Source organism: Castellaniella sp. S9, assembly GCF_027257175.1.
Classification (GTDB): Bacteria; Pseudomonadota; Gammaproteobacteria; order Burkholderiales; family Burkholderiaceae_B; genus Castellaniella.
Map to the genome: position 1 here is coordinate 76,423 of NZ_JAPFGD010000006.1, position 19,228 is coordinate 95,650.

At 69.5% G+C, this 19,228-nt stretch carries 17 protein-coding genes; 15 read left to right on the forward strand and 2 right to left on the reverse strand.

The window, feature by feature from the left end:
• Positions 1-5 precede the first annotated feature (5 nt).
• From OOZ48_RS11255 to OOZ48_RS11295, 9 genes are all read left to right on the forward strand, one after another.
• Positions 6-1,319 carry an extracellular solute-binding protein gene (locus OOZ48_RS11255; RefSeq protein WP_269498341.1) on the forward strand — a complete coding sequence of 438 codons (1,314 nt, stop codon included), beginning with the start codon at positions 6-8 and terminating at the stop codon, positions 1,317-1,319.
• 176 nt (positions 1,320-1,495) lie between these two features.
• Positions 1,496-2,386, forward strand: a complete 891-nt coding sequence (locus OOZ48_RS11260; protein WP_269498344.1) for a TcpQ domain-containing protein — start codon at positions 1,496-1,498, stop codon at positions 2,384-2,386.
• Positions 2,383-3,978 (forward strand): hypothetical protein, encoded by a 1,596-nt coding sequence (locus OOZ48_RS11265; protein ID WP_269498346.1) that lies wholly within the window; start codon positions 2,383-2,385, stop codon positions 3,976-3,978. The genes OOZ48_RS11260 and OOZ48_RS11265 overlap by 4 nt, the downstream gene beginning before the upstream one ends.
• Positions 3,979-3,981: 3 nt before the next feature.
• Positions 3,982-5,259 (forward strand): hypothetical protein, encoded by a 1,278-nt coding sequence (locus OOZ48_RS11270; RefSeq protein ID WP_269498348.1) that lies wholly within the window; start codon positions 3,982-3,984, stop codon positions 5,257-5,259.
• The gene (locus tag OOZ48_RS11275) at positions 5,225-5,761 is read left to right on the forward strand and encodes a hypothetical protein (RefSeq protein ID WP_269498350.1); all 537 of its coding nucleotides are present in this window, start codon (positions 5,225-5,227) and stop codon (positions 5,759-5,761) included. The genes OOZ48_RS11270 and OOZ48_RS11275 overlap by 35 nt, the downstream gene beginning before the upstream one ends.
• Positions 5,758-7,416: an ATPase, T2SS/T4P/T4SS family gene (locus tag OOZ48_RS11280; protein WP_269498351.1), complete on the forward strand. Its 1,659-nt coding sequence runs from the start codon at positions 5,758-5,760 to the stop codon at positions 7,414-7,416. The genes OOZ48_RS11275 and OOZ48_RS11280 overlap by 4 nt, the downstream gene beginning before the upstream one ends.
• Complete coding sequence (locus tag OOZ48_RS11285) at positions 7,413-8,534, forward strand: general secretion pathway protein (RefSeq protein ID WP_269498353.1); 1,122 nt, start codon at positions 7,413-7,415, stop codon at positions 8,532-8,534. Before OOZ48_RS11280 ends, OOZ48_RS11285 begins: the two co-directional genes overlap by 4 nt.
• Before the next feature lie 42 nt (positions 8,535-8,576).
• Positions 8,577-9,143, forward strand: a complete 567-nt coding sequence (locus tag OOZ48_RS11290; RefSeq protein ID WP_269498356.1) for a type 4 pilus major pilin — start codon at positions 8,577-8,579, stop codon at positions 9,141-9,143.
• Positions 9,144-9,154: 11 nt separating this feature from the next.
• A complete protein-coding gene (locus tag OOZ48_RS11295) occupies positions 9,155-10,219 on the forward strand; it encodes a hypothetical protein (RefSeq protein WP_269498358.1) in 1,065 nt (354 codons plus the stop codon).
• A 15-nt stretch (positions 10,220-10,234) separates the two neighbouring features.
• On the opposite strand, the gene OOZ48_RS11300 is transcribed toward OOZ48_RS11295, so the two are convergent.
• Positions 10,235-11,440, reverse strand: coding sequence for a urate hydroxylase PuuD (locus tag OOZ48_RS11300; RefSeq protein ID WP_269498360.1), 1,206 nt, complete (start codon positions 11,438-11,440; stop codon positions 10,235-10,237).
• Between the two features lie 47 nt (positions 11,441-11,487).
• Positions 11,488-11,844, reverse strand: coding sequence for a hydroxyisourate hydrolase (gene uraH / locus OOZ48_RS11305; protein ID WP_269498363.1), 357 nt, complete (start codon positions 11,842-11,844; stop codon positions 11,488-11,490).
• A gap of 204 nt (positions 11,845-12,048) precedes the next feature.
• Between uraH and OOZ48_RS11310 the strand changes: the two genes are divergently transcribed.
• From OOZ48_RS11310 to OOZ48_RS11335, 6 genes are all read left to right on the forward strand, one after another.
• Entirely contained in the window at positions 12,049-12,807 is a 759-nt protein-coding gene (locus tag OOZ48_RS11310) for a GntR family transcriptional regulator (protein WP_269498365.1), read from the forward strand.
• Positions 12,808-12,823: 16 nt separating this feature from the next.
• Entirely contained in the window at positions 12,824-13,756 is a 933-nt protein-coding gene (gene puuE, locus OOZ48_RS11315) for an allantoinase PuuE (protein WP_269498366.1), read from the forward strand.
• Positions 13,757-13,850: 94 nt separating this feature from the next.
• Positions 13,851-14,891, forward strand: coding sequence for an allantoicase (gene alc / locus OOZ48_RS11320; protein WP_269498368.1), 1,041 nt, complete (start codon positions 13,851-13,853; stop codon positions 14,889-14,891).
• 80 nt (positions 14,892-14,971) lie between these two features.
• Positions 14,972-16,246 carry a M20/M25/M40 family metallo-hydrolase gene (locus OOZ48_RS11325; RefSeq protein WP_269498370.1) on the forward strand — a complete coding sequence of 425 codons (1,275 nt, stop codon included), beginning with the start codon at positions 14,972-14,974 and terminating at the stop codon, positions 16,244-16,246.
• 49 nt (positions 16,247-16,295) lie between these two features.
• Complete coding sequence (alaS, locus tag OOZ48_RS11330; RefSeq protein WP_269498372.1) at positions 16,296-18,917, forward strand: alanine--tRNA ligase; 2,622 nt, start codon at positions 16,296-16,298, stop codon at positions 18,915-18,917.
• On the forward strand, positions 18,918-19,169 hold the full coding sequence (locus tag OOZ48_RS11335; protein WP_269498374.1) for a sulfurtransferase TusA family protein: 252 nt from the start codon (positions 18,918-18,920) through the stop codon (positions 19,167-19,169).
• Positions 19,170-19,228: the final 59 nt, after the last annotated feature.

Here is a 19,228-nt window from a genome sequence, read left to right on the forward strand (position 1 = left end):
TCAATATGAAATTCATCAGCCACCCCGGCTTTTTGCGCCTGGGGCGCCATGCCGCGTGGGCGCTCGTCGCGGCCCTGGCAGCCGGTCCGGCCTTCGCGGCGACGGATATCCAGGTCTGGCACACCATGGACGAGCACAATGCCGAGGCCTTCGAGGACCTGGTCGATGCCTACAACCGGGGCCAGTCCGATGTCCGCGTCAAGCTGCGGGTGTTCGAGACCCCGCAGAAACTCGAGGCCGCCCTCGACGAGGCGGCGCGCGCCAAGGACCTGCCTGCGCTGGTCGAGCTGGGCGACGACCACACCCTCGAGGAAATCGCCCGGCGCAACTATATTCAGCCTTTCTACACCCAGCAGAACGGCCCGGCGCTCAAGAACGCCCGCTGGTTCCTGTCGTCCGACAACGCCTTCATCCACGATGCCAAGGGGCGCCTGATGGCGTTTCCCTACATGCTCGAGGTTCCGGTCATGTACTACAACCGGGATGCCTTCAAGAAAGCCGACATCGAGCCCGCGGTGCCGCAGCGCACCTGGCTCGAGCTGCAAGCCCAGCTGGTCGAGCTGGCGAACAACGGCTCGCGCAAGTGCCCGCTGACCTCGGACTTGCCGGTCTCGATCAACCTCGAGAACCTGGCGGCGGTGAACAACCAGCTTTTTGCCAGCGGGGGCAACGGCCTCACAGTCAAGGGGCTGCCCAGCTTTTCCTTCGATTCCACCTATGTGCGCCACCTGTCGCTGATGATCAGCTGGGTGCGCAGCGAAATCATGGTCGGGCCCAAGCTCGGGCCGCAGTCGGTGGATCGTTTCGCGGCGGGCGACTGCGCGATCCTGATGTCCAATTCCGGCCACATCGGCCGCTTCAACGACAAGCGCCTGCTGCGCTATGCCGTTTCGGGCCTGCCGTACTATCCCGAGGTCACCAAACAGCCCGGCAGCCCCTTCGTGTCGGGCGCGGGCCTGTGGCTGACCAAGACCGACAAGCCCCGCACCGAGGCCCGGATCAAGTTCCTGGGCTGGCTGGCGCAGCCCGAGCAGGCGGCGAAATGGCACCAGGACACGGGCTTCCTGCCCTTGACGCACGCGGCCTTCGACCAGACCCCGGAAAAGTACTACAAGGGCCTGGGACAATGGCGCGAGCTGGTGGCCGTGTATTCGCAGAAGGCCAGCGCGACCGGCCAGGGATTCCGCATCAACAACTATCCCAGCATCCGCGCGCGTTTCCACCAGATCCTGGACAACGCCCTCCAGGGCCAGCAGCCCGCGGTGACGGCATTGCAGCTGGCGGCGACCGAGGCCAACAAGATGGTCCGCCAGAAATGAGGCCTTGATTCCCGTGCCCCGTCCTCCGGCGCGCGGCCGACAAGGCGGGGCGCGCCGCCGCAGGGGCGCTTTCCTCCATCCGTAATCGCCGGTCTGGCGCAGGGCCGGCATCCATCCCAAGATAGGCACCCGATCCGCTGGATCCGGTGCCTGTTTCGTTGATGGGGGATGCGTTTATGTTGAAGGTTCTCACGGCGGCCGCCGCCTCGGTCCTGTTGGCCGGCTGCGCACAAACGTCCGCCTGGGCGTGGCTCGAGGTGGACGGACGCAAGCCGGCCGATTCCGCGCCGCGGCAGTTCGGTTTCGACTGGCGGATCGACGGTGATCCCGGCCTCGCGCCGCTGCAGGTATTCGACGACGGCCAGCGCACCTGGCTGCAGTATCCGGCCGACCAGGCCGTGCCGGCCCTGTTCCAGCGCACGGCGCGCGGCGACCGCCTGCTGATGCCCGTGCGGCGGGGCGACTACCTGGTCCTCGAGGGGGTGCCGCCCCACCTGGTGATGCGCGGCGGGCATCTGGCGGCCGAGGCGCGGCGCACGACGGGGGTCACAGTCGAGGATCGGGCAGCGGCCTCGGTGGCCGAGGTCCCGGCTTCGATCCCGATGTCCGAGGCGTCCGCCGTGCCGGTCGAGGCACCCGCGCCCCGGCTGGCCTCCTTGTCACCGGCGGTCCGCGCCTCGCCTGCACCGGCGCCGCTGTCCGCGCACCTGCCGGCGCCCGTCCCGCCGCCTCCGCCTCCGCCTCCACCGCCCCAGCCCCCGGCGTTCCAGCCGTCGGCGTTCCAGGCCGGCCCGGCGGACCTCAACATCCGCAGTGCGCTGGGCCGCTGGGCGCGCGAGGCGGGTTGGGTATTCGAGGCCGAGCATTGGGCGGTCGACGTCGACATTCCCCTGGCGGGGTCGGCGGCCTTCGGGGAGGGATTCCGCCCCGCGGTGCGCGCGCTGCTGGCCGCCACCGAACTCGGCGACCGTCCCCTGCAGCCCTGTTTCTACGCCAACCGGGTCTTGCGGGTCATTCCGCTGGCCCAGCGCTGCGATCGCACATCAGGCCCCGGGAGACCCTCGTGAGGGCGTGGCGGCCGATCGCGGGCGTTCTCCTGTGCGGGCTGCTCGCCGGCTGCGCCCTGTCGCAGCGTCTGCGCGAGGCGGCCCTCGAGTTTTCGCAGGCACGGGCGGCTCTTGCACAGGGGCATGAAGCCTTCGCCGCCGACGCGCGGGACGATGTCGAGGCGCGCCACGCCGCCCAGGACGTCGACCGGCCCTGGCTCGCGGGCCGGGCGCAGCCCCTGGCCCGGGAACTGAGCCTGCCGCCGGCGCTGCGGGCCAACGTGCGCACGACCCTGCTGTTTGCCGACGGCGACGATGACTTGCGCCGCATCGGCGGCCGGATCTCGGCGGTGACGGGCATCCCCGTGCACGTGCGGCCGGACGCCTTGTTGCCCGCCTGGCATTTCCTGCCGCGCCTGACCGGGGTGGCCGGCGCCGGCCCCTCCGCAGCGCCGGCGCCCGAGCCCTTCATCCTCGCCGATGCGTCGCGACCCCTCGCCCAGACGCTGGATCGCCTGTGCGCGCACTTCGGGGTCCTGTGGCGCTTTCACGAGGGCCGCATCGAATTTTTCCGCACCCAGACGCGGGTCTTCAACGTCCGCGCACTGGCGCTCGAGGCGCAGACCGAGGCCTCGCTGGGGTTCGCCGGGGCGCGCGGCGCGGGCGGTTTCGTCAGCACCTCCGGCACCCGCCTCGCCGGCGGCGGCCTGGATGTGATCCAGACCATCCGGGCCCGCATCGAGCCCTTCCTGTCGCGCGCCGGCCTGCTGGTGGCCGAGCCCGGTGCCAGCGCCAGCATCGTGGTCACCGACACGCCCGACGCCCTCGAGCGGATCGCGCGCTACCTCGACATCGAGAATCGCGCCCTGACCCGTCGTGTGCGCCTGGTGTTCGAGGAGTTGACCGTGGCCTTGACGGACCAGGCACTCGCCAGCCTGGACTGGAACCTGATCTTCGCGGGCACGCGCGTGGCCGCGAGCCTGGCGGTGCCGGCGCTGGGCACGGCGCCGTCGGGCTCGCTGGGCGTGGGCATCACCCAGGGCCCGCTCTCGGGCAGCGAGGCGGTGGTTCGCGCTCTGGGCGAGACCGGGCGTCTGGTGCGCAGCAGCACTGTGCCCATGCTGACCCTCAACCGCCGTCCCGTGACCCATGCGGTGCGCACCACGTTCTCATATATCGACCGGGTCGAAACCACTTCCATGCCCGGCGGCGCCGGGATGGCGCTGCCTGCCGTGTCGGTCAACCAGAAGGAGGAAACCGTCGGTTCGCTGCTGACCGTCATACCGGATGCCCAGGAGGACGGCCAGATCTTCCTGTCGATCGCCTATGACAATACGGTGGCCCAGCCGCTGAAGTCGGTGACCTTCGGCGACAAGGCCAATCCGCTGCAACTGCAGCAGCTCACGATCGACGGCAACGGTACCGTGCAACAACTCGCGGTACAGCCCGGCCAGCCGCTGGTGATCTCCGGCTTCGATCGGCATCAGTCCGAAACATCCGAGCGCCGCCTCGGGCCGGGCATGCCCGCCGTGTTCGGCGGCGGCGACCAGATCGCCGCACAGCGCCTGACGACCCTCCTGGTCATCACCGCGCGTGTCGAGGAGGGGCTGTAGGCCATGCGCGGCACGCGGATTCTCCAGGTCGGCCGGGTTGCGCTGGCGTTCGGCATGGAGTGGCTGCCGCTGGTGGGCGAGCATCCCGATCGCCTGGCGCGCCGGCTGACCCGGCGGCGCCGGGCCTCGCACGCCGTCCTGTCGGGCTCCGACCAGGCGGCCGTGGGGCTGGCCTGGCTGGATGGCAAGTCGTCCGCGCAGCCCTATTCGGGTGCGCAGATCTTCGCCTTGCTCCACCCCCGGGGTACGGTGGCGGACGTGCTCGACCTGGGCGACGGCAGTGTCTGCGTGTTGGCGGCCCACGAGGGGGTCGTCCTGTCGCGGGCGGACCGCATCTACCAGGACCCGGGGCTGGCGCAGGCGGTGATCGATGAATTGCGCCTGGCGTATCCCCGCCTGCGCCGCCCGTCGTCGCAGCTTGCGGTCCGTCTCGAGGATCTGGCCGGCCACGCCGGCGACGAATCCCGCCTGCGGCGGGCGCCGTGGTGGGGCTGGCGGCGCGTCGGGTTCGTGGGGCTGGCGGTGTGCGTGGCCGCGCCGCTGGCGTGGCAAAGTCTGGCTGATGCCCGGAACGGACCGCCGCGTATCGATGCCCGCCAGGCCTGGGACCAGGCCCAGCGCCGCCTGCTGGAGCAGCACCGCGTCCATGGCGCGGCGGGCACGCGCGCGCTGCTTGCCGCTCTTCATCGGCAGCCGGCTGCGATCGCCGGCTGGCGGCTGCGCCTGCTGTCTTGTCGGCAGGCCGATGACGGCGCCTGGCGCTGTCTGGGCGAGTATGAACGCGCGGATCGCCGGGCCGACAATCGCGGGCTGCTGCGCCGGGCGCCGCGCGACTGGCGTCTGGACTTCCCGTCCCTGGGCCTCGCGCGCGCCTCCTGGACGCTATCGCTGCCGGCGCAGGTCCCGGACCGTACCCGGCCGCCGTCCGCGCAGGGGCAGGCGCGTGACTGGGCCAGCCGGGCACAGGGCATCCTGCCGGCCTTTTCCGCGTTCCGCCTCGATGCCAGCCGGGCCCTGGAGCCGACCCCTCCGCGGGATGCGGACGGCGTGGAATTGCCGCGGCCCCCGGACATGCGCCGCTATGCCTTGCGGGAATTGCGGGTCGACGGTCCGCTGCGCTCGGCCGTGCTGCTGATCCCCATCTCGCAGCATATCGGCTGGCGCAAGGCGGCCTTGTCGATCGGCCGGCGGCCCGCCGCAGGGCTCTCCGACAGTCCCATCAATCTTCATTTAGAGGGAGTCCTCTATGAAACCCAAGACCTCCCGGCTCCGCCTGGTTGAGGCGGTGATCGTTGCGGCCATGCTGGCCCTGTCGGCCCAGCCGAGCCCCGCGCCGGCCACGGGCGTCGTGCAAGGGGATGCAGGGCCCGCGGCCGTCCCCGCATCCTCGCCCGCCGAGGCCGGCATCGAGGGCGGCGAGGATTTCGAGTGGCAGGCCCAGTCCGTGCGCGAGCTGTTGCGGCGCGATCTCCAGGAGGCCCTGCGGCCGGCGCCGGCGCGGGGCGGGGTTCCGGCGGCGCGCGCCAGCCAGCCGGCCGACGCATCGGCTGCGCAGCCACGGCTCGTGGCGATGTATGGTGTCGGCCGCAGGCTGATGGCCGAGGTCCAGGTGGGCGGGCGCGCATTCCTGTATGTTCGCGGCCAGGCGCTGCCGGTGGGCCACGCGGGCGATTCCGCCGTCTATCGGCTGCGCGAGATGAACGGCGCGTGCGTGCGCCTCGAGCGCGGTGCGCAGCGGCACGCCCTGTGTCTGCGGGCCATGTTGGGCGAGGCCAGGCCATGATGGTCCGCTGGCGGCCCCGGCGGACGCCCGCCCCGGCGGCGGCTCGCCTCGCGGTCTTCGACAGCGCGCGTGCGGTCGTCCTCGATGGTGCGCGCGGGCTGGCCGATCTGGATCCGCCGGTGCGCCGCCCGCTGGCGGCCGAATTCGGGGCGCGGGCCTTGTCCGACCGGATCTGTCCCGCCGAAATGGCCGACGGCACAGTCGCCCTGTTCGCATTGGCCGAGCATGTGGGCAGCGACCAGGCCGACGAACTCAGCCGGCGAATCGAATCCGCCGGCAGGCGCATGGCGGATCCGCCGCGCTACGTATTGTCGGCCGCCTTGCTGCTGGCGCTGGCGCGCGGCGGCGCGGGACAACCGGCGACCTCGTTTCCGCGCGAACGTACACCCACTGCGCTGGCCGGCGTCTTTCAGGACATGGTGGAATGGGGCGTGCGCCATGGCGCCAGCGATCTGCATCTGAATGTCTGCCGCGATGAAGCCGAATCCGAGGTGCGCTACACGCTGGCGGGGCGCTATATCGCCCCGGAGCGCTTCCGCCGCATGCCCACCGCCTTGCTGCTCGATGTCCTGGCCGTCGCCTGGATGGACATCCGCGGCGGCAACGGAGCGGTCTTCGATCCCCTGGCCGAACAGCAGGGCAGCCTGCTGCGCCAGGTCGACGGGCGCGACATCACGCTGCGCTGGGCCTCCCTGGCCGCGGATCGCGGCCCCAGCGTCTGCCTGCGGTTCCTCGAGCGCCACGCGCGACCCCGGCCGGCGTCGCTCGAGGCTCTCGGCTATCGCCGCGACCAAGTCGAACAGATCGAGCGCGTCATGCGCTCCGAGGGCGGCGCCATCGTCTTCGCCGGCACGGTCGGCTCGGGCAAATCCACGACGCTGGCCACGCTGATTGCCGGCCTGCCGCCGCATCGCAAGGTCATCACCCTCGAGGAACCGGTCGAGTACCGCATCGAGCACGCGGTGCAGAACACCATCGGGCGCTACCTGGATCGCGAGGCGCATGACGGTTATGCGGCCAAGCTGAGAGCGCTCAAGCGCTCGGCGATGACCGACGTGTTGCTGGGTGAAATCCGCGATGCGGAAACCGGCAGGGCGTTCATGGACCTGGCCGGCTCGGGGGTGAACGTCTACACGACCGTCCATGCGCCCTCGGCCGCTGGAATCGTCGACCGGCTGGCCTCCGAGTTCGTCGGCATCCCCCGTGATTTCCTCCAGACGCCCGGCATCCTCAAGCTCCTGGTCTTTCAGGCCTTGCTGCCCACCCTGTGTCCGGCTTGCGCCATGCCGGCGCAGGCCCATCATCTGGCTCGAGGCGGTACGCGCCCGGCGGCCTACTGGGAGCACTGGCTCGCGGGCATCGAATCCGCATGGCCATGCTCGCGCGAGGCGCTGCGCCTGCGCAACGAGGCGGGTTGCGGGCAGTGCCGGGTTGCGCAATTGCCGGAATTGGCCGGCTATCGTGGCCGGACTGTGGCTGCCGAATGCCTCGAGCCGGGCCTGCCGCGGGGCGCGCTTGTACCGCATGTGCCCGGGCGCGGCGCCATGGCTCACGCGATGGACAAGGCCTTGCGCGGCGAGATCGATCCGCGTGACGTCGAGGTGCGCTTCATGGCGTTCGAGACGCTCGCCTTGCGCGAAGGACGCCTCCCATGAGGCGGGGTTGGGGGGAACGCTGGCGTGCGGGGCCGGGCTTGCGGCTGGACGCCTGGCGCTTCGCCTCGGCGCGGGCCGAATACTATGACTATCTGCAAGGCGTGCTGCGGGGCATGCTCGGCCGGCGCACCCTGCGCGAGCTCTTCGACCTGGATGCGCGGCGCTATGGCGCCGGCAGCGTGCGCGGCCGCTTGTCCGCCGCGTGGTCGCGCGCCTGCGAGCGCAGCGGCGGCGACCTGTACGCCACGTGGATCGCCAGCTTTCCTGCCGACGAACTGGTGCTGGTTCGCGCCGCCCAGGCGTTCGGCAACGAGCGCCTGCTGGCCTGTTTCGAGGCGCTGGCCAGGCATCTGGCGCTGATGGCGCAGGCGCGCCGTATCCTGGTCCTGACCCTCGGTACGGCCGCGGCGGCGATGATCGTCGCCAGCCTCCTGGCGCTGGCACTGCCGGCCTTCACCGTGCCTGGGCTGGCGCATGCCTTCCAGGGCCTGCCGCCCGCCTTTCATGGGCCGTACGCTCGGGCGCTGTTTGCGTTTTCCGATTGGCTCGCCGCCTATGGTGTGCTGTTGCCCGCAGGGGCCGCGATCGTCTCGTTCCTTGCGATCTGGTCGCTGCCGCGCGGCGTGGGTGCCTGGCGGCGTCCCCTGGACCGCCACGGCATCTGGCGCCTGTATCGGCAAGTCCAGGGTCTGCGCATCCTGGCGCTGCTCGAGATCCTGCTGGATGCCGGCCCGGGCGCCTCTACCCAGCTGCGCACCGCCATCGGCATGCTTCGGGATGGCGCACAGCCCTGGGCGGGGCTGCACCTGACGCGCATGCTGGCCCGCATCGACTGGGGATGGGCGGGCGTGGCCTCGCTGGATACCGGACTGCTGGATCGCGAGGCCTACTGGTACCTCGAGGATATGACGGCGGCGCGCGGCCTGCATGAGGGATTGCGGGCGACGCGCCTGCGGCTTGCCGCGCAGTTGCTCGGTCGCGTGTCGCGCCAGGCGCAGGCGCTGCGCTGGCTGGCGCTGCTGGCCGCACTTGCCTGGGTGCTGGGCGCGGCGCTGTGGCATTACGCCGCAATGGACGAGCTGCGGCGCGCCTGGATGGTATTTCAAGCCGGCCATTAGGGGCCGGCGGATCGGTGCCGGTCATCCGGCAAGGAGAACAGCATGGCAGTTTCCACAGCAAGCGCGCGGCGCGCCCGGCAGCAAGGTTTTTCCCTGATCGAGGTCTCGATCGTCACGGCCATCATCCTGCTGGTCGCGGTCATCGGCATTCCGGCGATCGGTGGCTATGTGATCGAAAACAAGGTTCCCCGGGTGGGCGAGGAGCTCACCCGCTTCATTCTGCAGGCGCGCGTGAACGCCAACACCGGGGATGTCCCGCCCTACGAGTCGCTGTCGACCGCCAGCCTGGCAAATATGATGGCTGATTCGACGGTGCTGACGGTGGCGGCGGACGGTTCCGTGCGCCACGGCCTCGGCGGACAGGGTGTCGTCCAGATCGAGACGGTCGAGAGCGGCGCCGGCTTCGTGGTTCGCCTGAACGCGGTCAATCATGCCGCCTGCCCCTCCATCGCCTCGGTCCTGCAGCGTGTCGCCGACAGCATCACCGTGGGGCAGGGCGCGGGCCAGGGGCGGGTGGTCAAGGATGCCTCCACCACCTACAGCGCCCTGGCGGCTGAATCGGCATGCGCGCGCGGCGACGTCAACCAGTTCGCGTTCTACGCGCGATGAGCCCGCCGGGCGTGCGTCGCTTCGCGGGCGGGCGCGCCGGGCCGCGCGGCTTCGTGCTGATCGAGCTGGCCCTGGCCGGGCTGATCCTCGCGCTGCTTTCGGTCTGGGCCGCGCACGCCTGGGCGCAGCGCGTGCGCGACTTGCAGGCCCAGTCCCTGGCGGTGTGGATGACCGTGGCCCACGAGGCTGCGCGGGCCTACCTCAGGCGGCACGGGCCGGCGCTGGCCCTGGCGGACGGCCCGGGCGCATTGGCGCACGAAGGGTTCGACGATTGGTCGGCGCCCGGCTGGGACGAGCTGCGCGCCGCCGGCCTCGTTCCGTCAGGCTGGCTCGAGGCGGGACCGCTGGGTCAGTCCGCCGGTTTGCGTATCCTGCGTTCGCAGGTCTGTCCGGGGCCTGCGTGCCGCCTCACGGCGCTGGTCCACACGCGGGGTCCGCTGCTGACCCGCAATGGGCGGTCGGTCGACGAAGGCCTGGTGGCGCAGTGGCTGATGGCCGTGCGCGGCCAAGGACTGGTGGTGTGGCCGCACGCCCCCGACGCCCTGGCAGGCGCCGCCCGGCGGCTTCCCGCCCCGGAGGATTGGCCGCCGGGCACCGTGGCCCTCGCGGCCGACGATACCGACGTTGCGGCAGCGGCTGGCGCGGATCCAGACCTCGGCCCCTACCTGAAGGTCGGTGACGATCGGGACCCCGACTTTCAGGGCGATGCCACGGTGGGCGGCAACATCCGCAGCGGGGCTTCGCTGCGGGCGAGGGACTATCTGGTGCTGGAGCGCCCCGGCGTCGAATACGAGGGCTGCGGCGAGGAGGGCGCCCTGACCATCGAACGCGATTACAACGGCATCCTGTTGTGCCGTCAGGGCCGTTGGCGCTCGGCCGGCCGCGTGGATGGCGGCGGCTTCCTGTCGAACAGCCACCGGGGATGCTACGACGGCACGGGCGCATACCGGGGCAACCCGGCCACGGGCTATTGCAGCTGTCCCTTCGGCTATGCGCCGGTCATGGTGTCCGACGCGGGTACGCTGGCGTCCGCCGAGGGGCGGACGTCCGGCTTCATCTGCATGGCGGCGCAATGATGCGCCGCCATGGACCTACTGGCCGCTCCAGGCGGCGATGACGGCGCGTTCCTCGTCGCTCATCTGGGTCAGGTTGGCCAGAGGCATGTACTGGTTGGCGACCACGGTCTTGATCTGTTGCGCGTGCAGCAGGACCTCGTCGGCGGTATCCAGCATGACGCCCGCCGGCGCCGCCGAAAAGCCCGCGTAGGTCGGCTTGGCCGAGTGGCATTCGGTGCAGCGCGCGGTGACGATGCCCTGGACTTGTTCAAGGGTGACGGCGGCCTGCTCGCCGCCGGCCTGGGCCGGTGTGCCCGAGGGTGCGGCCAGCCAGCCGATGACGGCCAGCAGGATGATGCCGGCGGCCGGAAAGCGCAGATCGTTCCTGCCGGTGTGGCGCAGCACGAAGTACTGGCGGATCACCGCGCCGGCAAAAATGAACAGGCTCATGATGATCCACGCGTATTCGCCCGTATAGGTGAACGAGTAGTGGTTGCTGAGCATCAGGAACACCACCGGCAGCGTGAAATAGGTGTTGTGCACCGAGCGCTGCTTGCCCAGCTTGCCGTCCAGCGGATCGGGGGTCTGGCCGGCCTTCAGGGCCTTCACCATGCGGCGCTGGCCGGGGATGATCCAGAAGAACACATTGGCCGACATGCAGGTGGCCATCAGCGCGCCGGTGATGAGGAAGGCGGCGCGGCCCGGGAAGATCTGGATGCTGAGCCAGGCGACGAACACCATCATCACGCCCACCGCGAGGCTCAGCAGGCCGTCACGGTTCATGGTCGGGCTGATGAGGCGGCACATGCGCGAGTAGGCGATGTAGCCGACGACCAGGAAGGCCACCGCCACGATGCTGGCCTGGGTGCCGCTCATGCCCGTCGCCCAGGCCCAGGGGCTGGCGGGATTGACCAGGTAGAACGTCGGCTTGGACAGGTACATGAGGGCGAACAGCGCAAAGCCCGACAGCCAGGTGCTGTAGGCCTTCCAGAACGCCCAGTGCAGGTCGTCGGGCAGTTCGGCGGGGTTGGTCAGGTATTTCTGGTTGTGGTAGAAGCCGCCGCCGTGCACGGCCCACATTTCACCGAAGACGCCGAGCTTCTTGCCGTGTTCATTGCGGGGCGGATGCAGGCTCAAGTCCAGCATGACGAAGTAGATCGATTCGCCGATCCACGCGATGGCGGCGATGACGTGCAGCCAGCGCAGCAATAGATTGCCGTATTCCAGGAGGAATCCTTCCATGGGGTGCCTTTATGGTCTGATGGGTTCCGGGACGATGCGCGGGCGGCTCAGCTGCCGCGATAGGTGGACCAGGTCCATGGCGTCACGACCAGCGGTACGTGGTAGTTTTCGGCGGGCTCGGCCACGCCGAAACGCAGGATGACCTGATCGACGAATCGGGGCGTGGGCAACTGGACGCCGCGCGCGGCGAAGTAATCGCCGGCGTGGAAGACCAGTTCGTAGGTGCCGCGCCGCAGGTCGGCGCCGCTGAGCAGCGGCTCGTCGCAGCGGCCGTCGGCATTGGTGACCGCGTGCTTGAGCAGGGTGCGTGTCCCGTCCTCATCGAGGCGATAGAGTGCCAGGGCGACGCCCTGGGCCGGCACACCATGGACGGTGTCCAGCACATGGGTGGATAGTTTTCCCATGGGATTTGTCTCCGGTCAGCATCCTGCCAAAAGGCCCCCGGTATGGCCGGCCCGCCGCCTGCGGCGACGGTTCGCGAAGTCTGCGGCTGATGCCTGTGGTCGACTCCGGGGCAGGATAGTTGGATGATTGTAAACAATTTGTGTTGACGATTTTCGTCTGATCTACAATAATTGTCAACAACTCTGGTCGTACAAAATGTCCTCATGCTTCGCTTGAAACCTTCAGCCGCGCCGGACGGCCCCGGCGCCCCCAGTGCGTCTTCGCTGCGCAACCCGCCTGGGTCGGCCGGCGCGCGCTCGGAAGTCGACCGTGTCTATGGCGAGATCTTCGACGCGGCGATGGACCGCCGCCTGTTGCCGGGCGCGAAACTCACTGAGGCGACCCTGTGCACGATCTTTTCCTGCTCGCGGGCCACGGTGCGCACGGCGCTGTCGCAGCTTGCCCACGACAAGATCGTGGTGATCGAGCCCAACCGCGGCGCCACCGTCTGGCAGGCCACGCCCAAGGAAACCCGCGATGTGTTCGCCATGCGCCGGGCGCTGGAATACATCGTCATCGACGCACTGGTCGCCCGCGCCGACATCGCCGAGGCCCTGCGCCCGCTCTATGACATGGTCGAGCGCGAGCAGCAGGCCTTCGAAAGCGGCGACCGCATCAGCTGGATCCGCCTGTCCAACGCCTTCCACGTCGAGCTCGCGCGCCTGGCCGACAACCAGGTGCTGACCGACATGCTGCACAGCCTGTGCGCGCGCACGACGCTGATCATTGCATTCCACGACACGCCCAACGACAGCGCGTGCTCCTACATCGAGCATCGCGAGGTGCTGGACCTGCTCGCCCGCGGCGATGCCGCGGGCGCACGCGAGGCCATGGGCCATCACTTGCTGGATTGCGAGCAGCGCATGGGCGAGACGGCCGGTGGTACGCTCGACCCGTGGGCCGCGTTCAGCGTCAAGATCTGATCACCAGGAGACCCACATGCCCAGCAGCACCGCCTATCCGCGCGACCTCGTCGGCCATGGCCGTAATCCGCCCCATGCGAACTGGCCCGGCCAGGCGCGCGTGGCGGTGCAGTTCGTCCTGAACTACGAGGAAGGCGGCGAGAACTGCGTGCTGCACGGCGATCCGGGCTCCGAGCAGTTCCTGTCCGAGATCATCGGCGCGGCCGCCTATCCTGCGCGCCACCTGTCGATGGAATCCATCTATGAATACGGCTCGCGCGCCGGTGTATGGCGCATCCTGCGCGAGTTCGAGCGCCGCGGACTGCCCCTGACAGTCTTTGCCGTGGGCATGGCGCTGGAGCGCCATCCCGAAGCCGCGCGCGCTTTCGTCGAGCTGGGTCACGAGGTCGCCTGCCACGGCTATCGCTGGATCCATTACCAGTCGGTGCCCGAGGACGTCGAGCGCGAGCACTTCCGGCGCTGTGTCGAGATCGTCACCCGGCTGCTGGGCCGCCACCCCGATGGCTGGTACACCGGGCGCGACAGCCCCAATACCTTGCGCATCGTCGCCGAGGACGGCAATTTTCTCTACGACGCGGACTACTACGGCGACGACCTGCCGTTCTGGACCGAGGTGGAACTGTCCGACGGCAACACGCGGCCGCAGCTCATCGTGCCCTATACGCTGGACACGAACGACATGCGCTTTGCCGCGCCGCAGGGTTTCAACACGGCCGATCATTTCTATCACTATCTCAAGGATGCCTTCGACGTCCTGTATGCCGAAGGCGAGACCGCCCCCAAGATGATGTCGGTGGGCCTGCATTGCCGCCTGATCGGCCGTCCGGGCCGCTTTGCCGGCCTGCAGCGGTTCCTCGACCACGTGCAAAAGCACGAGCGGGTGTGGATCGCCACGCGCGCCGACATCGCCCGCCACTGGGTCGAACAACACCCCTGGCGCGCCGCCTGAATCCCTTTGTCCGCAAGTCCGTCGGCGGACTTGCGTCTCACGGTCCTCCGGTCGGTTCCGGCGGACCGGTCACTTTGTTTTGGAGCATGTCACCATGGCTACCCCCAATCTGCCCGTCGGCACCGTCATCGATGCCCCCGCGGTCGAGCTGCCCGCGTTCGCGACCCGCCATCCGAACCTCGCCGACGCCGAGCTGGGCGCGCGGGTCGTGTCCTGCACGGACGAGTTCTTTGCCTCGGCCGGGCGCATGCTGCAGGCGGCCGGCCCGGTGTTCGTCGTCGGCAAGTTCGACGAGCACGGCAAATGGATGGATGGCTGGGAAACCCGCCGCCGGCGCAACGGCGGCCACGACCATGCCATCATCGCCCTGGGCCTGCCGGGGGTCGTCAAGGGCCTGGACATCGACACCAGCCACTTCACCGGCAACTTCCCGCCGGCCGCCTCGGTGCTGGCCTGCCGCAGCGAGGGCGATCCCGACGATGCGACCGAGTGGGTCGAGATCGTGCCGGCGACCACGCTCAAGGGCAATTCCCACCATTTCGTCCAGATCCAGGACGACCGTGTCTGGACGCACCTGCGCTTGAACATCTTCCCCGACGGCGGCGTCGCCCGCCTGCGGGTCTACGGCCAGCCGGCCTGCGACTGGGCGCGCCGCGACCCGGCGGCCTTGTACGAGGTGTCGGCCCTGGCCAATGGCGGGCGCGTGGTGGCCTATAACGATGCGCACTTCGGTGTGCCCACCGGCATCATCAAGCCGGGCCGCGGCGTCAACATGGGTGACGGCTGGGAAACCCGCCGCCGCCGCGAGCCGGGCAACGACTGGCTGATCCTCGAGCTGGGCCATCCCGTGACCGTGGAAAAGATCGAGATCGACACCGCCCACTTCAAGGGCAACTATCCCGACCGCGTATCCATCCAGGCGGCGCTGGTGGCCGAATCCACGGACCAGTCGCTGGTGACCCAGGCGATGTTCTGGCCCGAGCTGCTCGGCGAACAGAAGACCGAGATGGACAAGCAGCATTTCTATGAGGGTGCGCAGATCCAGGCCATCGGCCCGGTCTCGCACGTGCGCGTCAACATCTTTCCCGACGGCGGCCTGAGCCGCGTGCGCATCTGGGGCCGGCTCGCGCGCTGACCCTGCGCGCGCAGCACTGGTTTTGCCGCAGGCACCGCGAGGTGCCTGCTTCATATGGACGATTTTCGAACGAGGCCGCCATGTCCCCGACCACCGAACCACATTCCCAGCCCGCCGACGCCGGCCTGCGGGCGCGCCTGCGCGCCTGGGTGGACGCGCATTTCGACGAACAGGTCGAACTGCTGCGCACCCTCGTCGCCATTCCCACCGACACGCCGCCCGGCGACACGGCGCCGCATGCCGATGCGGTGGCGCGCATCGTCGAGCGCTGGGGCTGGGAGGTCGAGCGGCATCCCGTGCCCGAGGAGCAGGTGCGGGCCTACGGCATGCGCAGCATCACCAATCTGATCGTGCGGCGCCGCTACGCCGAGGGCGGGCCGGTGTTCGCCCTGAACGCGCACGGCGACGTGGTGCCGCCCGGCGAGGGCTGGACCCATCCGCCCTATGGCGGCGAGATTGCCGACGGCCGCATCTATGGCCGCGCGGCGGCGGTGTCCAAGAGCGACTTCACCACCTATCTGCATGCGGTGCGTGCGCTCGAGGCCAGCGGCGCGGCGCTGGCCGGGACCATCGAACTGCACTTCACCTATGACGAGGAGTTCGGCGGCCTGCTCGGGCCGGGCTGGCTGCTGGAACAGGGCCTGACCCGGCCGGACTACGCCCTGTGCGCGGGCTTCAGCTACGCCGCCGTCACGGCGCACAACGGCTGCCTGCAGTTCGAGGTCACGATCGATGGCAAGGCCACCCACGGTTCCATGCCCAAGTCCGGTCACGACGCGTTGCGCGCCGCCGCGCGCGTGCTCGACGAGATCTATCGCCAGGCCGACGCGCTGGATCGGATCCGCTCGGCCTTCCCCGGCATCGACAGCCCCACGATGATCGTGGGCCGCATCGACGGCGGCACGAACACCAACGTGGTGCCGGGCAGGGTGGTCCTCAAGATGGACCGCCGCATGATTCCCGAGGAGGATCCCGTCCAGGTCGAGGCCGAGGTGCGCGCCTTCATCCAGTCCGCGGCCGCCGGCCTGCCCGGCATCCGCGTGGATGTGCGCCGCATCCTGCTGGCGCACCCCTTGCGCGCGCTGCCCGGCCATGAGCGGATCGTCGCCAGCCTGCGGCGCCATGCCGAGGCGGTGCTGGGCGAGCCGATCCAGGTCTGCGGCACGCCGCTGTATGCGGATGCGCGTCTGTATGGCGAGCACGGCGTGCCGGTGGTGCTGTACGGGGCGGGCCCGCGCACGCTGATGGAGTCGCGCGCCAAGCAGGCCGACGAGAACCTGGCGCTGTCCGATCTGTGCGCGGCGACGCAGGTGGTTGCGCTGACGCTGGCCGATTTCCTGGCGGCGCATGCTTGAGGACCCAAGACGTTATAATTCCCGGTTACTTTCCCCAGCGGCATGACGAATGAAAACCTCCGAGATACGCCAGAAATTCCTGTCCTTTTTCGAATCCAAGGGGCATCAGGTGGTGCCGTCCTCGCCGCTCGTGCCGGCCAACGATCCGACGCTGCTGTTCACCAATTCGGGGATGGTGCAGTTCAAGGACGTGTTCACCGGCAAGGACACGCGTCCGTATCGCCGGGCGACGACCGCGCAGCGCTGCGTACGCGCCGGCGGCAAGCACAACGACCTGGAAAACGTCGGCTACACCGCCCGCCACCACACGTTCTTCGAGATGCTGGGCAACTTCAGCTTCGGGGATTATTTCAAGCACGATGCCATCCGCTATGCCTGGACCTTGTTGACCGAGGTCTACGGCCTGCCCAAGGAAAAGCTCTGGGTCACGGTCTACCATGAGGACGACGAGGCCTACGGCATCTGGGCCGAGGACATCGGCGTGCCCGCCGAGCGCATCATCCGGATCGGCGACAACAAAGGCGCGCGCTACGCTTCGGACAATTTCTGGCAGATGGCCGATACCGGCCCCTGCGGTCCCTGTTCAGAGATCTTCTACGATCACGGCCCCGAGATCTGGGGCGGGCCTCCGGGATCGCCCGAGGAGGACGGCGACCGCTACATCGAGATCTGGAACCTCGTGTTCATGCAGTTCGAGCGCGACGCCCAGGGCGTCATGCATCCGCTGCCGCGGCCCTGCGTCGACACCGGCATGGGCCTGGAGCGCATCGCCGCCGTGCTGCAGCACGTGCATTCCAACTACGAGATCGATCTCTTCCAGACCCTGATCCGCGCCGCCGCGCGCGAGACCGGCACCGGCGACCTGGACAACAACTCGCTCAAGGTCATCGCCGACCATATCCGCGCCTGCAGCTTCCTGATCGTCGACGGCGTGATCCCGGGCAACGAGGGCCGGGGCTACGTGCTGCGCCGGATCATCCGGCGGGCCCTGCGCCACGGGCACAAGCTCGGACAGACCCGCGCGTTCTTCCATCGGCTGGTCGCCGACCTGGTCGACCAGATGGGCCAGGCCTATCCCGAGCTCGCCGCCCAGCAGGCCCGCGTCGAGCAGGTCTTGCGCCAGGAGGAGGAACGCTTCAGCGAGACCCTCGAGAACGGCATGCGCATCCTCGAGGCTGCGCTGGGCGAGCTTCCCGAGGGCCGGGCCCTGGACGGGCAGACGCTGTTCACCCTTTATGACACCTACGGATTCCCGGTGGACCTGACCGCCGACATCTGCCGCGAGCGCCGGGTCGAGGTCGACCTGGACGGCTTCGAGCGGGCCATGGCGCAGCAGCGCGAACAGGCGCGCGCGGCCGGCAAGTTCAAGGCCGCCGCGGACCTCAGCTACGAGGGCGTGGCCACGCGATTCGACGGCTACGAGCATTTCGACGGGCAGGCGGCCGTGACCGCCCTGTATGTGGATGGCGCCCAGGTCCAGACCATTGCCCAGGGGCAGGATGCGGTCGTGGTGCTCGATGCCACGCCCTTCTATGCCGAATCGGGCGGCCAGGTCGGCGATACCGGCCTGCTGGCCAGTGCGGCCGCGCGCTTCCAGGTGGCCGACACCCAGAAAATCCAAAGCGACGTCTTCGGCCATCACGGCACCCTGCTCGAGGGCACGCTGTCGGTGGGCGATACCGTCGAGGCGCACGTCGACCAGGCGCGGCGTCGCGACACCATGCGCAATCACTCGGCCACGCACCTGATGCACAAGGCCCTGCGGCAGGTACTGGGCGACCATGTCCAGCAGCGCGGCTCGCTGGTCGATGGCGACAAGACCCGCTTCGACTTTGCCCACGACGCGCCCATGAGCCCGGCGCAGGTCGCCGAGGTCGAGCGCATCGTCAACGGCGAGGTGCTGGCCAACGAGGCCGTGCGTACCCGGCTCATGCCTTACGACCAGGCGGTCGAGGGCGGCGCGGTGGCGCTGTTCGGCGAAAAGTACGGGGACGAGGTGCGGGTGCTGGACATCGGCTTTTCGCGCGAGCTGTGCGGCGGCACACACGTCGCGCGCACCGGCGACATCGGCTTGTTCAAGATCGTCTCCGAGGGCGGCGTGGCCGCCGGCATCCGTCGCGTCGAGGCCGTGACCGGACGCAAGGCGCTCGGCTGGGTCCAGGATGCCCAGAGCATGCTGGACCAGGCGGCCGGCCTGCTCAAGACCCAGCCCGCCGATATTCCGGAACGCATTCAGGCCTTGCAGCAGCAGACGCGCCACCTGGAGCGCGACCTCGAACGTCTGCAGGACAAGCTGGCCGCCGCCGCCGGCAATGATCTGGCCGGCCAGGCCGTCGAACTGGCCGGCGCGCGCCTGCTGGCGACCCGCCTCTCGGGCGTGGATCCCAAGGCCTTGCGCGGCATGGTGGACCAGCTCAAGGCCAAGCTGCAGGATGCCGTGATCCTGCTGGCGGCGGTCTCCGACGACCGGATCAGTCTCGTCGCCGGCGTCAGCCCCGGATTGACGACACGGATCAAGGCGGGCGATCTGGTGGGCGCCGTCGCGGCCCAGGTGGGCGGCAAGGGCGGCGGGCGTCCCGACATGGCGATGGGGGGCGGGACCGACGTGGGCGCCCTGGACGGTGCCCTCGCGGGCGTGCGCGCCTGGGTGCAGGCGCGCCTGGAGGCCTGAATGCAGCCGTCCGATCCTTCCGTCCCGGTCGATCTCGAGATCGATGCCACGGGGCTGGATTGTCCTCTGCCCATCCTGCGCACCAAAAAGGCCCTGGCTCGGCTCGACAGCGGGCAGGTCCTGGCCGTGCTGACCACGGATGCGCATGCTGTGCGCGATTTTCAGGCGTTCTGCCGGCAGACGGGCAATGCCCTGCTGGTGCAGGACGCTCGGCCCGACGGCGTGACCATGCATGTTTTGCGGCGGCGCTAGGGAATTTCTGCACGAGCCGGCGGGCACTTGGCCGGAGGGCCCCTAAGCGCGCCGCCTGT